15 protein-coding genes are annotated in these 17,377 nt (G+C 62.0%); all 15 read right to left on the bottom strand.

What is annotated here, in order from left to right; translation table 11 throughout:
* Window positions 1-13 precede the first annotated feature (13 nt).
* The 15 genes from pseI to C1X29_RS11155 all read right to left on the bottom strand — a co-directional run bounded on the left by pseI (window position 14) and on the right by C1X29_RS11155 (window position 17,354).
* Window positions 14-1,066, bottom strand: coding sequence for a pseudaminic acid synthase (gene pseI, locus C1X29_RS11225; protein ID WP_102717466.1), 1,053 nt, complete (start codon window positions 1,064-1,066; stop codon window positions 14-16).
* Window positions 1,063-2,565 (bottom strand): UDP-2,4-diacetamido-2,4,6-trideoxy-beta-L-altropyranose hydrolase, encoded by a 1,503-nt coding sequence (gene pseG / locus C1X29_RS11220; RefSeq protein ID WP_102717465.1) that lies wholly within the window; start codon window positions 2,563-2,565, stop codon window positions 1,063-1,065. Before pseG ends, pseI begins: the two co-directional genes overlap by 4 nt.
* On the bottom strand, window positions 2,562-3,257 hold the full coding sequence (pseF, locus tag C1X29_RS11215) for a pseudaminic acid cytidylyltransferase (protein WP_102717464.1): 696 nt from the start codon (window positions 3,255-3,257) through the stop codon (window positions 2,562-2,564). Before pseF ends, pseG begins: the two co-directional genes overlap by 4 nt.
* Window positions 3,254-3,874 (bottom strand): pseudaminic acid biosynthesis-associated methylase, encoded by a 621-nt coding sequence (locus C1X29_RS11210; protein ID WP_102717463.1) that lies wholly within the window; start codon window positions 3,872-3,874, stop codon window positions 3,254-3,256. Before C1X29_RS11210 ends, pseF begins: the two co-directional genes overlap by 4 nt.
* Before the next feature lie 30 nt (window positions 3,875-3,904).
* Window positions 3,905-5,062: a UDP-4-amino-4,6-dideoxy-N-acetyl-beta-L-altrosamine transaminase gene (gene pseC / locus C1X29_RS11205; protein ID WP_102717462.1), complete on the bottom strand. Its 1,158-nt coding sequence runs from the start codon at window positions 5,060-5,062 to the stop codon at window positions 3,905-3,907.
* Window positions 5,059-6,060: a UDP-N-acetylglucosamine 4,6-dehydratase (inverting) gene (gene pseB / locus C1X29_RS11200; RefSeq protein ID WP_007958320.1), complete on the bottom strand. Its 1,002-nt coding sequence runs from the start codon at window positions 6,058-6,060 to the stop codon at window positions 5,059-5,061. The genes pseC and pseB overlap by 4 nt, the downstream gene beginning before the upstream one ends.
* Window positions 6,061-6,090: 30 nt before the next feature.
* Complete coding sequence (locus C1X29_RS11195; protein WP_102717461.1) at window positions 6,091-9,006, bottom strand: TIGR00180 family glycosyltransferase; 2,916 nt, start codon at window positions 9,004-9,006, stop codon at window positions 6,091-6,093.
* Between the two features lie 55 nt (window positions 9,007-9,061).
* Window positions 9,062-9,799, bottom strand: a complete 738-nt coding sequence (locus C1X29_RS11190) for a cephalosporin hydroxylase family protein (RefSeq protein WP_065260791.1) — start codon at window positions 9,797-9,799, stop codon at window positions 9,062-9,064.
* A 17-nt stretch (window positions 9,800-9,816) separates the two neighbouring features.
* Window positions 9,817-10,890 carry a class I SAM-dependent methyltransferase gene (locus C1X29_RS11185; protein WP_102717460.1) on the bottom strand — a complete coding sequence of 358 codons (1,074 nt, stop codon included), beginning with the start codon at window positions 10,888-10,890 and terminating at the stop codon, window positions 9,817-9,819.
* The gene (locus C1X29_RS11180; RefSeq protein WP_102717459.1) at window positions 10,887-11,738 is read right to left on the bottom strand and encodes an NAD(P)-dependent oxidoreductase; all 852 of its coding nucleotides are present in this window, start codon (window positions 11,736-11,738) and stop codon (window positions 10,887-10,889) included. The genes C1X29_RS11185 and C1X29_RS11180 overlap by 4 nt, the downstream gene beginning before the upstream one ends.
* A complete protein-coding gene (locus tag C1X29_RS11175; RefSeq protein WP_102717458.1) occupies window positions 11,735-12,961 on the bottom strand; it encodes a class I SAM-dependent methyltransferase in 1,227 nt (408 codons plus the stop codon). Before C1X29_RS11175 ends, C1X29_RS11180 begins: the two co-directional genes overlap by 4 nt.
* On the bottom strand, window positions 12,958-13,518 hold the full coding sequence (gene rfbC, locus C1X29_RS11170) for a dTDP-4-dehydrorhamnose 3,5-epimerase (RefSeq protein WP_007958330.1): 561 nt from the start codon (window positions 13,516-13,518) through the stop codon (window positions 12,958-12,960). Before rfbC ends, C1X29_RS11175 begins: the two co-directional genes overlap by 4 nt.
* Complete coding sequence (gene rfbG / locus C1X29_RS11165; RefSeq protein ID WP_102717457.1) at window positions 13,515-14,597, bottom strand: CDP-glucose 4,6-dehydratase; 1,083 nt, start codon at window positions 14,595-14,597, stop codon at window positions 13,515-13,517. The genes rfbC and rfbG overlap by 4 nt, the downstream gene beginning before the upstream one ends.
* Entirely contained in the window at window positions 14,579-15,352 is a 774-nt protein-coding gene (rfbF, locus tag C1X29_RS11160) for a glucose-1-phosphate cytidylyltransferase (protein ID WP_085605742.1), read from the bottom strand. The genes rfbG and rfbF overlap by 19 nt, the downstream gene beginning before the upstream one ends.
* 244 nt (window positions 15,353-15,596) lie before the next feature.
* A complete protein-coding gene (locus C1X29_RS11155; RefSeq protein ID WP_102717456.1) occupies window positions 15,597-17,354 on the bottom strand; it encodes a calcium-binding protein in 1,758 nt (585 codons plus the stop codon).
* Between the last annotated feature and the right edge of the window lie 23 nt (window positions 17,355-17,377).

Here is a 17,377-nt window from a genome sequence, read left to right as displayed (position 1 = left end):
GTGACAGATCGGGTCATTCGACCAATGACCAGTCCAGCGGCGTACCGCGTTTGATCGGCTGGCGCGCATGGCGCCCGAGGACGGCATCGGTGTGCTTGGGCGGCAGACCGAGACCGGGACGAATCGCGCGCACATTGGCCGCCGTGAAGGGTTCACCGGCCGCCATATCGGCCGTGACGTACAGCGACCGGCGGTAGACCAGCGACTTTTTCTCGGCCTCGGTCACGCCGTAATGGACCTGGCCCATGGCCTGCCAGGCGCGCTCGGTCTCGACCACCAGGCTGGCCAGTTCCGCCGGCTCCAGCGAGAAACTGGCGTCCACGCCACCGGCCGCACGGTCGAGGGTAAAGTGTTTTTCCACTACCGTCGCGCCCAGCGCCACCGCTGCCACCGACACACCAACGCCCATCGAATGATCGGACAGCCCGACCTCGCAGCCAAACAACTCACGCAGATGCGGGATGGTGCGCACATTGCTGTTGATCGGCGTCGCCGGGTAGGTGCTGGTGCACTTGAGCAGCACCAGATCCTTACACCCCGCCTCACGGGCAGCGCGCACGGTTTCATCGAGTTCGGCGATGCTGGCCATGCCGGTGGAAATGATCAGCGGTTTGCCGGTCGCCGCGACACGACGGATCAGCGGCAGGTCGGTGTTCTCGAAACTGGCGATCTTGTAGGCCGGCACATCGAGGCTTTCGAGAAAGTCCACGGCGCTGTCATCGAACGGCGTCGAAAACGCGAGCATGCCCAGCTCTTTGGCCCGGGCGAAGATCGGCGCATGCCATTCCCAGGGTGTGTGGGCCTTTTCATACAGGTCGTAGAGCGAAGTACCGGCCCACAGACTGTTCGGATCCTTGATGAAGAACTCGCCTTGCGCCAGATCCAGAGTCATGGTTTCGGCGGTGTAGGTTTGCAGCTTCAAGGCATGGGCACCGGCCTTTGCCGCCGCTTCGACAATCTGCAGGGCTACGTCCAGCGACTGGTTATGGTTGCCGCTCATTTCCGCGATGATGAACGGCGGCGCATCGGCACCGATCCGGCGGTTGCCGATCTTGAAACTGCTCATTGACGGAATTCCTTCAAAACCTTGGTGAACGCGCAGGCACTCTGGGTAAACCCGGCGTCACGAAAAACATTCATCGAGGGCTGATTGGCCGGCAATACCTGGGCGGTGATGGCGGTCATCTGCGGCCAGTGCGCAGCCACAAAAGTCTCCCCCTGCGCCAGCAGCGCCCTGCCCCAGCCGAGCCCCAGACGCCCTTCGAACAGATACAGCGAGACCTCTGCCTCAAAGCCGCGCAGATCGTAGCGCAGGACACCGACCGGGCCATCATCCGCCTCGGCCACCAGCAGCAACCGCTGAGGATTGCGCAGGCTCGCGCCCAGCCAGTTCACATGTTGCGTCCAGTCAATCGCCCCGCTGTCCAGTGACCAGCGGCGCACCGCCTCTGCATTGCGCCCCTCGAACAGCAACTGCGCGTCATCCGGCGTCGCCAGACGCAACTTGAGCACCGCACCGGCCAGTGCCGCTGCGACCCGCAACGCGCCGCGCCCGTCGACCAGATGCCGCGAACGCTCGGCCAGGCTCTGGCGCAGATAAAAATTGCCCACGACAAAGCCGATGGCATCGCGCAGTTGCTCGACGCCGACCTGCTCCCGCGCGCCCATGAACACATGCGCGCCGGCCGCCGCCATCACCTCGCCGTTGGCCTGCTGGTTGTTCGACACCGCAATGCAAATCGTCGGCAGGCCCAGGGCCGCGCGTTCCCAACTGGTGCCGCCGCCGGCACCGATAAACAGGTCGGCCTCGGTCATGCGCCGATGAAAATCGCTGACAAAACTGTGCAGCCGCCAGCGCGGCCGCGTTTCGGCCAACGCCTGCATCTCTGCCCAGGCCGGGTTGTCGGCACCGGCGACGAAATCCACTTCAAGCGCCGAAAAATCCGTCAGCGCCAGCATCGCGTGATGGGTCTGGCGCGCCGCATCGAAGCCGCCGAAATTCACCAGCACCCGGCGCGCCACCGGTTTGATCTCGATGGCCGGGCCACTGAACTCTTCGCGCAGCATGGCGAAGCGTGGACCGAGCAGCGTTCGACAACCGGTCGGCAGCAGCGGCTGATAGTTTTCGCTGAGCCCCGAGAGGTTCTGATTGAGCAGCAGATCCACGCTGTAGCGGCGAGTCGCCAGATCATCGACGGCGGCGATCCGTGGCGCGAAGCGACGGGCCGCGGTCTGCCAGTGATGGTCGAGGCCGTAATGGTCGGCGATGACCCAGTCAAACTCAGGCTGCCCTTCCAGTTGCGTCGCCAGTGCATCGATATCCGCCTGCCACGGCAGCATCGATTCGATGGCCTGCTCCGGGTCTTCACCGGCGTAGCGCTCCGGCAACGCGAAGGTCTCGAAACCTTCGCTCTGCAACGCATCGAGCCGATGCCCCGGCAAACGACGACAGGCGAACGCGACATGACTACCTTGCGTGCGCAGTACTCGCGCCAGTGTCAGGCACCGGGCGATGTGGCCGCTGCCGATGGTCGGCGAGGCGTCGGCGCGGATCAGCACTCTCATTGCAACTCTCCGCCAGCCTTGAGGGCGGCGTAGAGGTACTCGGCGCGCTTCCAGTCTTCGGCGGTATCGATGTCCTGCACCAGATGCCGGGGCAGGATCACCGGCAGACTGGCCGGCGAATACAGCACCTCCCCACCCAGCCACGCCTCGCTGCGGCCCCAATAGAACTGGCCGGCATCCTGAAAGGCAGCCGGCAGATCCTGCGAACGGGTATTGCGAAACTCGGGGTACAACGCCGTCAGCGCGCCCTTCCCGTCCAGGGTCAGGGCGCGCTGTATCGGAAAGCCGAAATCGGTGACTGAAAAAGCAAAGGACTTGTCCGGATGCTGCACCAGCAACTCCAGGCCCTGACGCAGAAATCGCGCCTGCAACAGCGGCGCCGTGGCGTACACACAGCAGGCATAATCGAAGGCCGGCAGTTGCTGCAAGGCATGCGCGATCACCGCCGCGGTGCCGGTGAAATCATCGGCCAGCTCCGCCGGACGCATGAACGGCACCTGAGCACCGTTGGCACGCGCCACGTCCGCGATCTCTGCGTCGTCGGTGCTGACCACCACCTGCTCGAACAACCCTGAATCGAGGGCCGTGCGTATCGAACGGACAATCATCGGCACACCGTCGAACGGCTTGAGATTCTTGCGCGGGATGCGCTTGCTGCCCCCACGGGCCGGGATGATTGCGACGTTGTTCAAGGACGTTTTTCCAGCAGGAACCAAGTGATGTCGTCGACCGGGAATTGCGGGTCGCGGCGATAACCGAAGCCGTAATCCAGCAGTTGCAGATCAGGATAACGGTCAAGCATTTCCCCGGCAAAATCGCGTTTGAACAGTTTTCCACTGTTGCCGCGATAGGACACTTCCACCGGCGACGGATTGTAGTACTCGGCGATCAGAATGTAGCGCGAACTCAATTCATACAACTGCGCATACGCCGTCGGCAACAGCTCCGGCGCCAGATGAATCAGCACGCCTTTGCTCAGGGTCAGGTCGTATTGGCGCTCGCGGGGAAAGTCGAACAGCGAACCGTGCCAGATGTTCGCAATCTCCAGCGCACGCGCCTGAGCGCAGGCACTGGCATTGATTTCGACGCCGAACAGCTCGCAGCGCGGTAATAGCTGACGCAACGCCTGCAAGTTGTTGCCGGCGTTGGTGCCCAGTTCCAGCAAACTGTCGATCCGTCCGGCCCGGGTCAGCGCCTTGGCGAACAACGCCAGATTGGCCGCCACCAGTGGCTGGCCGACGTTGCGATCGACGTACTGGTTGCCGAATTCGCCTTGCCAGAATTGTTCCTGCTCGCTCAGATCACGCATTACCGTTTCCATCCACCGCCGCAGCGGCAATCATTCAGTCAACCGACGCAATTGCTCGACCACATAGTCCTGCTGCTGATCGCTCAGCAACGGAAACAGCGGCAGGCTGATCGCTTCGGCGTAATAACGCTCGGCTTCGGGGAAGTCACCTTCGGCAAAACCCAGGTCACGATAGTACGGCTGCAGATGCACCGGAATGTAGTGCAGGTTCACGCCGATGCCGGCGGCACGCAAGCCTTCGAACACCTGACGGTGACTGAGGCTGATGCGCTCGGTCTGCAAACGCACCACATAAAGATGCCAGGCCGATTCGGCCTCCGGCTGGAGGCTCGGCACAGTCACCGGCAAGTACGCCAGCAAGCGGTCGTAACGCTCGGCCAGTTCCCGACGCCGGGCGATGAACTCGTCCAGCTTGCTCAGCTGCGACAGGCCCAGCGCGGCTTGCAGATCGGTGATCCGGTAATTGAACCCCAGCTCGACCTGCTGGTAGTACCACGGGCCGTGGCTGGGTTCGGTCATCTGTTGCGGATCGCGAGTCATGCCGTGGCTGCGCAAGCGTTGCAACCGCTCGGCCAGTTCCGGGCGATTGGTCAGCACCATGCCGCCTTCGCCGCTGGTGATGATCTTCACCGGGTGGAAGCTGAACACGGTCATCGCGGCAAATTCACCGCAACCCACAGGGCGTCCCGCATAGGACGCACCGACCGCGTGAGAGGCGTCTTCGATCACCGTGAAGTTGTAGCGCTCGGCCAGTTCGGCAATTCGCCGCATGTCGCAGCTCTGCCCGGAGAACGCCACCGCCACCAGCACTTTGGGCAAGCTGCCGTCGCGCTCGGCGGCATCGAGTTTGCTCGCCAGAACTTCAGCATCGAGGTTCCAGGTCAGCGGATCGATGTCCACGAAATCAACGTCGGCGCCGCAGTAACGGCCGCAATTGGCCGACGCGAGAAAGGTGTTCGGCGTGGTCCACAAGCGGTCGCCCGCGCCGAGCCCCGCCGCGAGACAGGCAATGTGCAGCGCCGCCGTGGCGTTGCACACCGCCACGGCGAAGTCGGCCTGACAACGCTCGGCCATCGCCTGCTCGAAGCGCTCGATAGTCGGGCCCTGGGTCAACCAGTCGGACTGCAACACCTCGACGACCGCGTCGATGTCCGCCTGGTCGAGGCTTTGCCGACCGTAGGGAATCATACCGAGAGCTTCGCGTGCAGCTCGGCGATCTGCCCCACCGAGAGGAAGTGCGGGTTGGTGTCGGAGCGGTACTCGAAGTCTTCGCCAACCGGTACGCCACGCTCACCGAGTTTGTCCTCGGCAAAATCCACATCGACGCTGGTGAAGCGAATCGACGGCTGGATGGTGTAGTGATCGGCGAACTCCAGGGTCATCCGCGCATCGTCCAGCGGCACCATCAACTCGTGCAGCTTCTCGCCCGGACGAATGCCGACGTTCTTGTGCGGCAGATGCTCGGCCATGCCACGCGCCAGATCGACCACGCGAATCGACGGAATCTTCGGCACGAACACTTCACCGCCGTGCATCCGCGCAAAGCTGTCGAGCACGAATTGCACGCCGTGATCGAGGGTGATCCAGAACCGGGTCATGCGCTCATCGGTGATCGGCAGCTCTGTCGCGCCGTCGGCGATGAGCTTGCTGAAGAACGGCACCACTGACCCGCGCGAACCAGCCACGTTGCCGTAGCGCACCACGGCGAAACGCGTCTGCTGTTCACCGGCGATGTTGTTGGCCGCGACGAACAACTTGTCCGACAGCAACTTGGTGGCGCCGTACAGGTTGATCGGGCTCGCGGCCTTGTCGGTGGACAGCGCGACGACTTTCTTCACGCCGTTGTCGATGGCAGCGGCGATGATGTTTTCCGCGCCGTTGACGTTGGTGCGGATGCATTCGGTCGGGTTGTATTCCGCCGCCGGCACCTGCTTCAACGCCGCGGCATGCACCACGTAATCGATGCCGCGCATGGCCTGGCGCAGACGATCGGCGTCGCGCACGTCACCGAGGAAGTAACGCATGCACGGCGCGTTGAACGTCTGCTGCATTTCGTATTGCTTGAGCTCATCCCGGGAGAACACCACCACGCGCTTGGGCTGGTATTGCTCGAGCAGGCGCGCGATAAACTTGCGCCCGAACGAGCCGGTGCCGCCGGAGATGAAAATCGACTTACCGTTGAACATGTTCTGATTCCTGTTCCCTGCCCGGCAGGCTCAAGCGAGCAACTGTGCCCAATTGATCGAGGTATTTTCGCCCAGGGTAAAGCCTTTGCCGTTCAGCGCCAGGTTGGCGTTGTAGGCCGGATCCTGCGCAAAGGCCGTGCTCCATTTTTCACGCAAGGCCGCCAGGGCTTGCGGTGCCTGCGGCAGCTCGCCGGTGTGCAGCACCTGCACCAGTGGCGTCCACACATTGAGATAGCCGGCCTGACCCGCCTTCAGGCACAGGTCGACATCGCTGAAGCCATCAGCGAACGTCACTTCATCGAGACCGCCCAGCGCATTGAACAGCTCTTTGCCGATCATCAGGCAGACCTTGGACACGGCCGAGTAATTCTGCTCGACGGCCAGGCGCTGCATGTAACCCTCGGCGCTGTGCTTCTCGCCGATGAACGGCGAACCGACGCCATCGTTGAGACCGAGGATCAAGCCGGCCTGAGCAACCTTGCCGTCGCGGCTCACCAGTTTGCCACCGACGATGCCCACCTCCGGCCGCAGTGCGTGGTTGAGCAACAAGTCGATCCAGTTCGGGTTGACCACCTCACTGTCCGCCGCCAACAGCACCAGATAATCGCCTTGCGCCTGCTCGCTGGCGGCGTTGCACAGCGCTGAGTCACACAACGGCTGATCGGCACGCAGCACGCGCACCTTGGCGTGCTGCAGGGAGCCCAGCCAATCGTTGACCTCGGCGGACGTATTCGGATTGGCCGCCACCAGGACCTCAAAGCGGCTGTAGCGGGTCTTGAGCACCACGCTTTCCAGGCAGCGCTGCAACGCACGCACATCATCGATGACCGGCACAATGATCGACACCAGCGGCTGCTCGGCATGACGATAATCAATCTGCCAGGTACCCGGCAGGGTCGAGTTGACCTTGGCCTTGTAGCCACGATTACCCAGATGGCGCAGCAAGGCCTGACGCTCGTGGGCATTCTCTTCCGGGGCCACTGCCTGAGTGATCAGCAAGGGTTCGTCAAGGTGTGCCAGACCGTCCAGACCACCCTGCTCGATGATGCGCAGCAGCAAGTCCAGTTCCAGCGCCTTGTTGAAGTCGGCCTGATAGCCACCCGCATCCAGCAGGACGTCGCGACGGACCAGCCAGTGACGCGCCATCAGCGACGGCACGCTTTGCAGCAGATCAAGATTGATACCCGGGCGGAACACGTCAACCAGCGCGCCGCTCTCCTGGCGCTGGATCTCGTCGGTGGCGACTGCACGTATCGGGGCCGCGTCCATCAGTTCCAGGCTGGCGCGCAACAAGCCGCTGGCGGTGAACTGATCGCCGGCCTGTGCCAGCAGCAGCCAGTCGCAAGGCGACTGCTGGGCACTCTGATTGAGCTTGTCGACAAAGTTGCTCTGGGTCACGCGGACAAAGTGCAGGGTGTTCTGCGCGGTGGTCGCGCTCGGCGCTTCACCGGTGGTGAACACGACAATCCTGAACGCTTTGCAGTGGCCCTCAAGCAGGCTGTCGAGCGAGACCTGCAACTTGTCGATGTCGTTATCCAGGTCCAGCAGGAAAATACCGAACTGCGGGCCGCCGCCGTTGACCGCCAGCTGACGGGCAATCGCCTGCGATTGTTCGGCGGACGGCTCGCGGGCAGCCAGCCACTTGAGCAGGCGACCGGACTTCGTTTTGTCGAACATGGCCTGCTGGTCATCGTCCGCAAACGCCTCGAGGCGAGCGATCCAGTCGTTCATGGCATGCGCCGCTTCGTCCTCATCCGACGCCTGCAGTTGCGTCGACAGGCGTTTGACGACCGTCTGGTTGAAAGCATTGAGGTCGTGCGCCTGCCACAACCGGTCAGTCACGCTTTCTGCCGTGTCGTTATTGCGCGCCTGCAGCAAGTGCGCCTGACGCGTCCATACGCCCTCCAGCCCTTCCAGCTGAATGCGACCGGCCGGCATGGCGTGAAGCATGAATTCGAACTGTTCCAGACGGTCGAAAAACGCCTGGTTGTAGAAGGGCATTTCGACGTACTGCAGCGGCCCGAAACGACGATCCGGCACCTTCTTTTCCTGACTCCAGACCGATTCGAAAATCAGTTCCGCGGTCAGTGCACGACCGCTGCGCAGGCTCTCGGCCATCGCGTCGAAACTTTCCAGCGCAAACGCTTTGGCCTGCATGGCGTCCAGCCCTTCGATAGCGCAAGGCAACGAGGTGAGGAACTCGGCAAAGGCCTCTCGCTCGGCGACCGATTTGCTATCGACGTAGGTCAGCGAATGGAACACATCGGTGTTGTGCTCGGAGACGCCGTAGTTGATCTCGCGGACCACATAGGGAATCGGCAGAATCCGTGCCTTGGCACTGGCCAGCAGGAAATACACGTGGCCGATTTCCTGCCATTGAAAATTGGTGCCGGCCGGCAATGCCGAGTGCCAGGTTTTCATCAGGTCGGTACGCGTCACCGCATAGAACGGCGGGATGTACTGACTCATGTAATCGATAACCCGATCCTGAGCCCGCTCCGACGCGTAGTCTTCCTGAACCTTCTTGTCCCGACGGTAGTAGTTCACGCCGTTGGTCAGCGTCAGGTACATCAGGCAATAGCCGTGGCACATGCCATAGTCCTGGTTCGCGTGCAGGAAGCTCACGGACTCGGCCAGCGAATCGTGCAGGATGAAGTCGTCATCGGCTGCCAGCACCATGTACGGCGTGGTCAGTCGCTCGACACCGTAAGCCAGCTTGGCCTGCATGCCCCAGTAGGCAAACTGCGGCACGTGGTGATAATCAACGGCGGAAAAATCCCCCTCGGGCCGCTCGATCGTGGAGTCCAGCACCATGATTTTGCAGGGCAAGCTGCTGTAATACTTCACCGCCCGACGCAGGAACGCCGGACGATTGTGCGTAATCAGCACCACGGTCAACAGCTCGTTGAGCGGTAGTGTCAGTTCAGAACTGTACTTGCCTTGCATAACTTCTCTCCACAACCGGCGACTCGCCGAGACAACGCTTTGGTGATGTTGCGAATTAACGAACGCGACGCAGATAACCGTCCGGCGCCACGGTGATCAGCAGCTTGTTCTGCAACTGAACATCGATCTCGAAATCCTTGTTCTCTTCCAGGTATTTCCACACGGCGGTCTTCGGGTTGTCGCCCGGGCCCCATGGACGATCCGGGAAGAAATCGGCCGGCATGTCTTCAACCACGGTGTCCATCACCACGCAGTAGCTGTCGACCGAAACCAGTGGCGCGTAGAGGCGCAGCTCTTCGAGCACGTGGTCGTGGGTGTGGTTGGAATCGAGCACCAGAATGACTTTCTTGCCTTCAGCCGCCGCGCGAACCTGGGCGGCGATGGCCGGGTCGATGCTCGAACCTTCGATCATCTTGATGCGTTTGCTCATCGGGTGGCTTTCGATGGCTTCACGGTTGTGCGGACGGATGTCCAGATCGACGCCCAGCACTTCGCCGTGACCTTGCAGTTCCAGCAGGGAGGCGTAGTAGATGATCGAACCGCCGTGGGCGATGCCGCACTCGATGACCAGATCCGGCTTCACCTGCCAGATGATTTCCTGCATGGCCATCATGTCTTGCGGCAGCTGGATGATCGGACGGCCCATCCACGAGAAGTGGTAGCTGTACTTGTGTTTGGCCGATTCGTTGAAGAAATCGCGGGCCAGGCCCGTCAGTTTCTGGTCGTCACCCTGCTGGGCGATCTGCTCGCGGCACTCGGCTTCGAAGGCTTTGTTGATGCTGTTGTCGGTCATTTTCAAAATCTCAAGGGTCACTGGAACGAAGCGCTGTCGACGGCGTGATAGACGTAACGTCCACCGGTCATCCGCTTGATCTCTTCGAGGTAATTGGAATTCATCACAAACAGGTTGGCGCCCTCGGGCAAGGCGTCCATCGCCTCTTGCGGCGAGGACACCCGGGCGCCACTCAGGGGCAGGTAACGCCCCTGCTTGGCCGGGTTGATATCCACCACGCGATCCACCGCCACGCCGGCGCGTTGCAGGAACAGCGAATAGATCACGCCTTTGGACGAGGCGCCCCAGATCGCCGAACCCTGCTCGGGTGCACCCTGGATGATCTGCACCGCGCGCTCGAGGCTGGCGGTGAAATCGTCCGGCAAGGCCAGGCGTGGCACCGGTTGTTCCGGGGTCAGGCGCAACGTGGCAAGGTCAGCGACGATGTACAGGTATTGGCCACCGAACAGGTGACCGGCCTCGTGCACGGTGCCGAACATCCGGCGCAGGTCATCGAGACGGAAGTAATTGACGTGCTCGTAGAACAAATCGAACCAGGCGCGGTGTTCGAGGATCCAGTCGAAGCACGGCACTTCGATGTAGATCTGCCCGCCACCCTGATTGGCTTCGGCGATCACCGCCAGAAAACCCAGCGGATCTTGAATGTGCTCCAGCACATGACGCAGCACGATGGCGTCCGCCTCCAGGCCCAGACCTTGGGTGAACGGGGCCTTGATCACGTCGGCGTTCTCGCCCTCGTAGGCCGGATCGATGCCGGTGATGCGATAACCCAAGCCCTTGAGCAGCTCCAGGAAATAGCCTTTGCCGCAGCCGACTTCGATCAGTTCCTGACCCTTGAAGTGCCGGGCAATGATGCCTTCGACATCGCTCAGGTGCTTCAGGAACTGGCCGGAATGCGCCTGCTCGTTCTGGTAGTCGGCGTCGTAGCTGAGCTTGTCGGCGTCGAACGCCGCATTGAAGATCAGACCGCTGCGCTCATCCTGCACCAGCAACATGTCGGCGCGGGCCGATGCCTTCGCCGATTCGGGATCGGCAAAGGTGCGGTTCTGCAGCACCGGCAGGTCGGTGACCCGATACAACTCGTGCCTCATTGCGGCTCTCCCAATAACTGTTGCAAGCGCTCGGTCACCGCCCAGAACGCCAGCGGCTCGTGGGTCGGATACGGATAGTGGCCGAGGTTCAGGCCAATGGTCGCGCCGCGCTCTTGCACGCGCTGTTCGACCAGCGCCCGCACCGAAACCGGCTGGCCGCTGGCGCAGTTGATCGTGCCGTCGAAATCGCGCTTGTGCAGGATCGCGGCGAGATGAGCGGCAGCGGTTTCAATCGGCAGAAAATCGCGCAGCTGCTCACCCGCCGACATGTTGAACGTCGCATCGCCGGCATCGATCGCCCGGTCCAGCGCCGCCAACAGACTGTTGGGGTTCTGCCCGGCGCCGTGCAGGTAGAACAGCCGTGCCCATTGCAGGGTGAACGGATGCTCCTGCTGCAGATGTTGCAAAAACAGGTGCAGCGTGTGTTTGGCCAGACCGTAAGGATTGGCCGGCTGCGCGTCGTTCTGTTCGCTCAACGGGCCGCTCTGCATGCCGTACTCGAAACAGGTGCCGGTCACCAGCACCAGCTTCACGCCCGCCTCTACCGCGCCTTTGATGAAGCGATAGTCGGCCATCAGGTTGTGCTCGAAATGGAACAACGCCCGATAGTTCGGCAACCCCGGCCAGGCCAGGTGCGCGAGCGCATCGACGCCCTTGGTCAGCGCCGCGACGTTCAGATCCGCCGCGTGAATATCCGCGCTCACGAACTCGACGTCATTGATCCACGGCATGTCCGCGGCTTTCTGCGCGTCGCGCGCAACCGCCCGCACCGTGCAGCCACGGGCCAGCAACGCTGCGACCAGATGGCGACCGACGAAGCCGGTAGCGCCAGTGACCAAAACCTTCACAGCACGCTCAACTCAGGCACAGCGATCACGAAGCGACCGTCCCACTGACGCACCTGGGCCAGTTGCTGACTGACTTCGTGCAGCAGGTTCCACGGCAGCACCAGCACGTAATCCGGCTTCTCGATATCGATCTGCGCCGGCGCGACAATCGGGATGCGGCTACCCGGCAGAAACTTGCCCTGCTTGTGCGGGTTGGCATCGGCGACCCAGGCCAGCAGATCCGGTTTGACCCCGGCGTAGTTGAGCAAGGTGTTGCCCTTGGCAGCAGCGCCGTAACCGACCACACGCTTGCCGTCGGCCTTGGCCTGCAACAGAAAACGCAGCAGATCATGCTTGATACGTTCGGCAGCCGGCGCCAGCGTCGCGTAGTACCCGGTGGTTTTCACCCCGGCGTCGAGTTCGGCCTGCAACTGCTGTTGCACGGCCGGCTGCACGGCGCGGCGTTCGCCGTCCTTGCGCTGGACGAACACCCGCAGCGATCCGCCATGGGTGGTCAGCTGGCTGACGTCGAACACTTCCAGGCCATTGCGTTCACACAGCGTCTGCACGGCAGTCAGGGACAGGTAGGAATAGTGTTCGTGATAGAGCGTGTCGAACTGCGCGCCGGCCATCAGCGTCAGCAGTTGCGGGAATTCGAAGGTGGCGACGCCGGTCGGCTTGAGCAGCGTGGCGAAACCGCCGAGGAAATCATTGATGTCCGGCACGTGAGCGAGCACGTTGTTGGCGGCCATCAGGTCGGCGGCCCAGCCTTCGCTTTTCAGCTGTGCGGCGGTGTCGCGACCGAAGAACAGTTCACGAATCTCCAGGCCTTTTTCCCGTGCTGCCTGCGCGGTGCTGCGGGTCGGCTCCACGCCCAGGCACTGGATGCCGCGACCGGCCACGTATTGCAGCAGGTAGCCGTCGTTGGCCGCGACTTCCACCACGCGACTGTCGGCGGTCAGGCCGAAGCGCTCGACCATCTCGGCGACATAACGCTCGGCATGGGCCAGCCAGGTGCTGGAGAACGAACTGAAGTAGGCGTACTCGGCATCGAACAGGCTGTCGGCAGAGGTGTAATCCTCGGTCTGCACCAGCCAGCATTGCTGGCACACGGCGACCTTCAGCGGCACCCATTGTTCGGCCTGCTCCAGCCGATCGGCATGCACGTAGGCGTTGGACGGTGGCGAGGTGCCGAGGTCGATCAGCGGCAGGCTCAGCGGTGCAGCGCACCCACGGCAGTTCATAGACGCACTCCAGCAAAGTGTTGATCGAGCGCGGGATGGCTGGAATCACGCGCTGACAAATTATTGACAGGCAACGGCCAGGCAATCGCCAGCCGTGGATCGTTCACCGACAGGCCGCCCTCGTGCTCCGGCGCGTAATCGGCGCTGTGCAGGTAAAGCAGTTCGGCGTCTTCGGTGAGGGTCTGGAAACCGTGAGCGAAACCGGCCGGAATCAGCAGGCTGCGTCCGTCACCGGCCTTCAGGTGCTCGGCGTGCCAGTGCAGGAAGGTTTCCGAGTCCGGGCGCAGGTCCACCGCCACGTCCCACACTTCACCGCGCAGGCAGGTGATCAGTTTGGCTTCCGGCGCATTGGCGTTCTGGTAATGCAGACCGCGCACGCTGCCCTTCTCGCGGGTGCAGGAATGGTTGATCTGGCGGATGTGAAATTCACTGCCGAACGCCTTCAAACTGCCCTCGCAGAACAACCGCGCGAAGTGCCCGCGCTGATCTTCGAAGCGTTTGTGCTGGACGCTGAACAATCCGGCCAGCGGCAACGGTTTCAAGGAAAACTCGCTCACAGCGCGCCCCGGTACAGGTTCAGTTGGCCGAGGGTCACGGTGCGCATGTCGTCGCCGTTCTGCCACGCCAGATGCCAGTCGAGGGTCTGGGTCAGGCATTGCTGCAACGTCCAGCGCGGTTGCCAGCCCAGCACCTGACGGGCGCGGCTACTGTCCAGGCGCAGCAGACCGGCTTCGTGCAGGTCACTCTTTTCGAGGCGCAGTCCACGGGCCTGAGGCCAGCGGTTGGCGAGCAGTTCGACCACTTCGCCGACGCTGCACATGTCCGCTTCACCCGGGCCGAAGTTCCACGCTCCGGCGTATTCCGGGCCTTCTTCATAAAGGCCGGCGGCCAGTTGCAGGTAGCCGGCCAGCGGCTCCAGCGCGTGCTGCCACGGGCGCACGGCTTGCGGGTAACGCAGGGTCACCGGCTCGTCGGCCGACCAGGCTTTCAGTACATCGGGTATCAGCCGTTCAGGGGCGAAATCACCGCCGCCCAACACGTTGCCGGCGCGCGCGGTGGCCAGGGCCAGACCGTGCTCGGCGTACTTGTCGGCCGGGAAGAACGATGCCGCGTAAGACTGCGCCAGCAACTCGCAGCAGGCCTTGCTGCTGCTGTAAGGGTCATGGCCACCGAGAGCTTCGTCTTCGCGGTACGGCCACAGCCATTCCTTGTTGGCGTAGACCTTGTCGGTGGTCACCAGCACGCAGGCCCGCACGCAACCGACCTGGCGAATCGCTTCGAGCAGGTTGAGGGTGCCCATGACGTTGCTCGAATAAGTGCCGAGCGGATCACGATAACCCTCACGCACCAGCGGCTGGGCCGCCAGATGCAGGACGATCTCCGGCTCGGTGTCGGCGATGATCTCGAGCAAGGCGCCCAGATCACGCAGGTCGCCGCGCTGATCGTTGATGCCTTCGTGCACGCGCGCCAGTTCGAACAGGCTCGGCTCGGTCGACGGATCGAGGGAAAAACCGCTGACCTGCGCGCCAAGGCTTTGCAGCCACAGGGTCAGCCAGCTACCCTTGAAACCGGTGTGACCGGTAATCAGAACCCGCTTGCCACGCCAGAACTCAGGACTCAGGCCCATTGTTTCCATGGGGCCTCCCCGCTCTGCCACAGCGCTTCGAGGTGGTTTTTGTCGCGCAGGGTGTCCATCGGATGCCAGAAGCCTTCGTGCTCGAAGGCTTTCAGTTGTTCGTCCTGGGCCAACTGAGCCAGCGGTTCGGCTTCCCAGGTGGTCTCGTCGCCAGCGATGTACGACAGCACTTTTGGCGACAGCACGAAAAAGCCGCCATTGATCCAGCCGCCGTCGCCGCGCGGTTTTTCGGTGAAGCCGAGGACCTGATCGCCATGCCGTTCGAGGGCGCCGTAGCGGCCCGGCGGCTGCACGGCGGTGACGGTCGCCAGACGGCCGTGACCCTTGTGGTAGTCAACGAGTTGAGCAATGTTGATGTCGGAGACACCGTCGCCGTAGGTAAAGCAGAACGCCTCTTCATCCTTGAGGTAACGGCCGGCACGCAGCAGACGGCCACCGGTCATGGTTTCCTCGCCTGTGTCGATCAGGGTGACGCTCCACGGCTCGCTGTAGTTCTGGTGAACGTCCATGCGGTTGTTGCGCATGTCGAACGTGACGTCGGAGGTGTGCAGGAAGTAGTTGGCGAAGAAGTCCTTGATCGCGTAGCCCTTGTAGCCGAGGCAGATCACGAAGTCGTGGATTCCGTGGGCGGAATACTGCTTCATGATGTGCCAGAGAATTGGCTTGCCGCCGATCTCGATCATTGGCTTGGGCTTGAGGTGCGACTCTTCACTGATGCGCGTGCCGAGGCCACCCGCCAAAATAACTGCCTTCATCGTCTCCCCTCTTCTACGTCACAGGGCTTGGCCTCGCTGTTGCAGGCCTTTGCGGCTGAACCTTTGCCAGTCCGGGCGCAGGTGAATGACCGCGAGCGCTCGTTTTATGGCGATTTGAGGGGGACTTGCAGGAAACGCGCCAGCTCCGCCAGCCCTGCGTCGGCGGGACATCCGGACATGAAAAAGGGATGAGTCCGTTGCCGGAATCATCCCTTCATCAAGCTACTTCAATCAATCGGGCGGATCAGCCAAACATCGCGAACCCATCGATCATGGCCGGCAGGTCATAGACCTGGCCGTCAGCGGTCTGCAGATGCTCGATGTTGTTGTACCCACCCACATACCAGTCCACCAGCTTCACGCCATTGGCCGGCACACCGCTGCTGCCGTCATTGGCACCGTGCAGGTAGGCATCGTCGCCGACACGCGTAACGCTCAACTGGCTGAGGTTGGCAATGGTGTTCATGATCAGGGTGTCGTTGTAGCTGCTGGCCATATCCTGAATGGATACCAGGCCGGGGGCATTCACCACATAGGTGTCATCGCCATCGCCACCAATCAGCGTATCGTTCTGCGGCGTCTCGCCATCCAGACCGGATGCCAGGCCACCATAAAGAATGTCCGCACCCCCGCCACCCTGAATGAAATCGTCGCCAGCTCCGCCTTCCAGAATGTTGTCGCCCCAATCACCTTGCAGCACGTCATTGAAATGGCTGCCACGCAGGTTTTCGATGTCGATGTACGTGTCGTAGAGGGCGATACCACTCTGCGGGCCCCAGCCGAGGGAGGCGCTCAAACCCTCATTGCTGTCTTCGTAGCTGACGGTGTCGACACCGGCTCCGCCTTCGAAGCGATCGGCACCCGCGCCGCCGTACAGGACGTCATTGCCGGCGCCCGACACGATGACGTTGTCCCCGTCATTACCGTAGCCCGTGAAGTCTACGGTGCCGGTATACGTCATTTTTTCAATGAACGGATCCATGTGCATCGACGACAGGCTGGTGTACACGTGGTCGGTACCACCAAAGAGGTCCGTCTCGACGATGCTCACACCGGCGCTGTTGATGATGTACACATCGTCGCCTCTTCCGCCTTCCAGCGTCACGCCCGCGACGTTGGCGGTGAATCGGTCATCGAACGAAGTACCGATGACTTTCTCGACGTTCAGCAACGTGACATCCGGACCTGCTTGCTGACCAATGCCGATACTGACGCCATCAAAGGAGTGGCGGTAGCTCACGGTGTCGTAGCCATCGGCGCCATCCACGATCATGGCGTTATCGAGCAGATACACCACGTCATCGAAATTCGATCCCTGAATCGCCTCGATGCCGGTGAAGGTGTCGCCAGCAGCGATGGTCAATGCATCGTAGTTCTCGAAATCCTGGACTCTCACACCCTCGAGGCTGTCGGAATAGCTGACAGTATCGAAGCCTTCGCCACCCACGAAGTGATCAGCGCCGGCGCCACCCCACAGCCAGTCGTTACCTGCGCCGCCGATGATCTCGTTGTCACTGGCATTGCCGTAACCCTTGAAATCGCCGGTACCGGTGAAAGTGAGCTTCTCGATGAACGGGTCCATCTTGACGGTGTTCAGGCTGGTGCGCAGTTCGTCGTAGCCACCGTTGTTTTCTTCAATCAGGGTCACGCCTTCGGCGGTGACGTTGTAAACGTCATCACCCACACTGCCGTCCAGCGTCACGCCACCCACGGAAGCGGTAAAGGTGTCGTTGTAGAAACTGCCGACCACCTTCTCCACCGACACCAGCGTGTCGACCTTGCCATCGGGCCCTGTGACCGTAACGGCGCCAGCACCAACCTCGACACCGACTCCCGAACTCATGCCGTAATAGGTCGCCGTATCAAACCCTTCACCGCCGTCCAGCACGTCCGATCCCCCGCTGGCCAACAGCTGATCATCCGACTCCATTCCATAGAGTTCGTCATTGTCCTGGGTGCCAATCAGGACATCCGCTTCACTCGTTCCATTTACGATAGCCATTTGCTTCTTCCTTGCCTTGTTAT

The sequence above is a fragment of the Pseudomonas sp. GW456-12-10-14-LB2 genome (genome assembly GCF_002884345.1).
Taxonomy (GTDB): domain Bacteria; phylum Pseudomonadota; class Gammaproteobacteria; order Pseudomonadales; family Pseudomonadaceae; genus Aquipseudomonas; species Aquipseudomonas paraglycinae.
The sequence above is the reverse complement of the archived record's forward strand: the minus strand, read 5'-3'. Positions and strand labels throughout refer to the sequence as shown.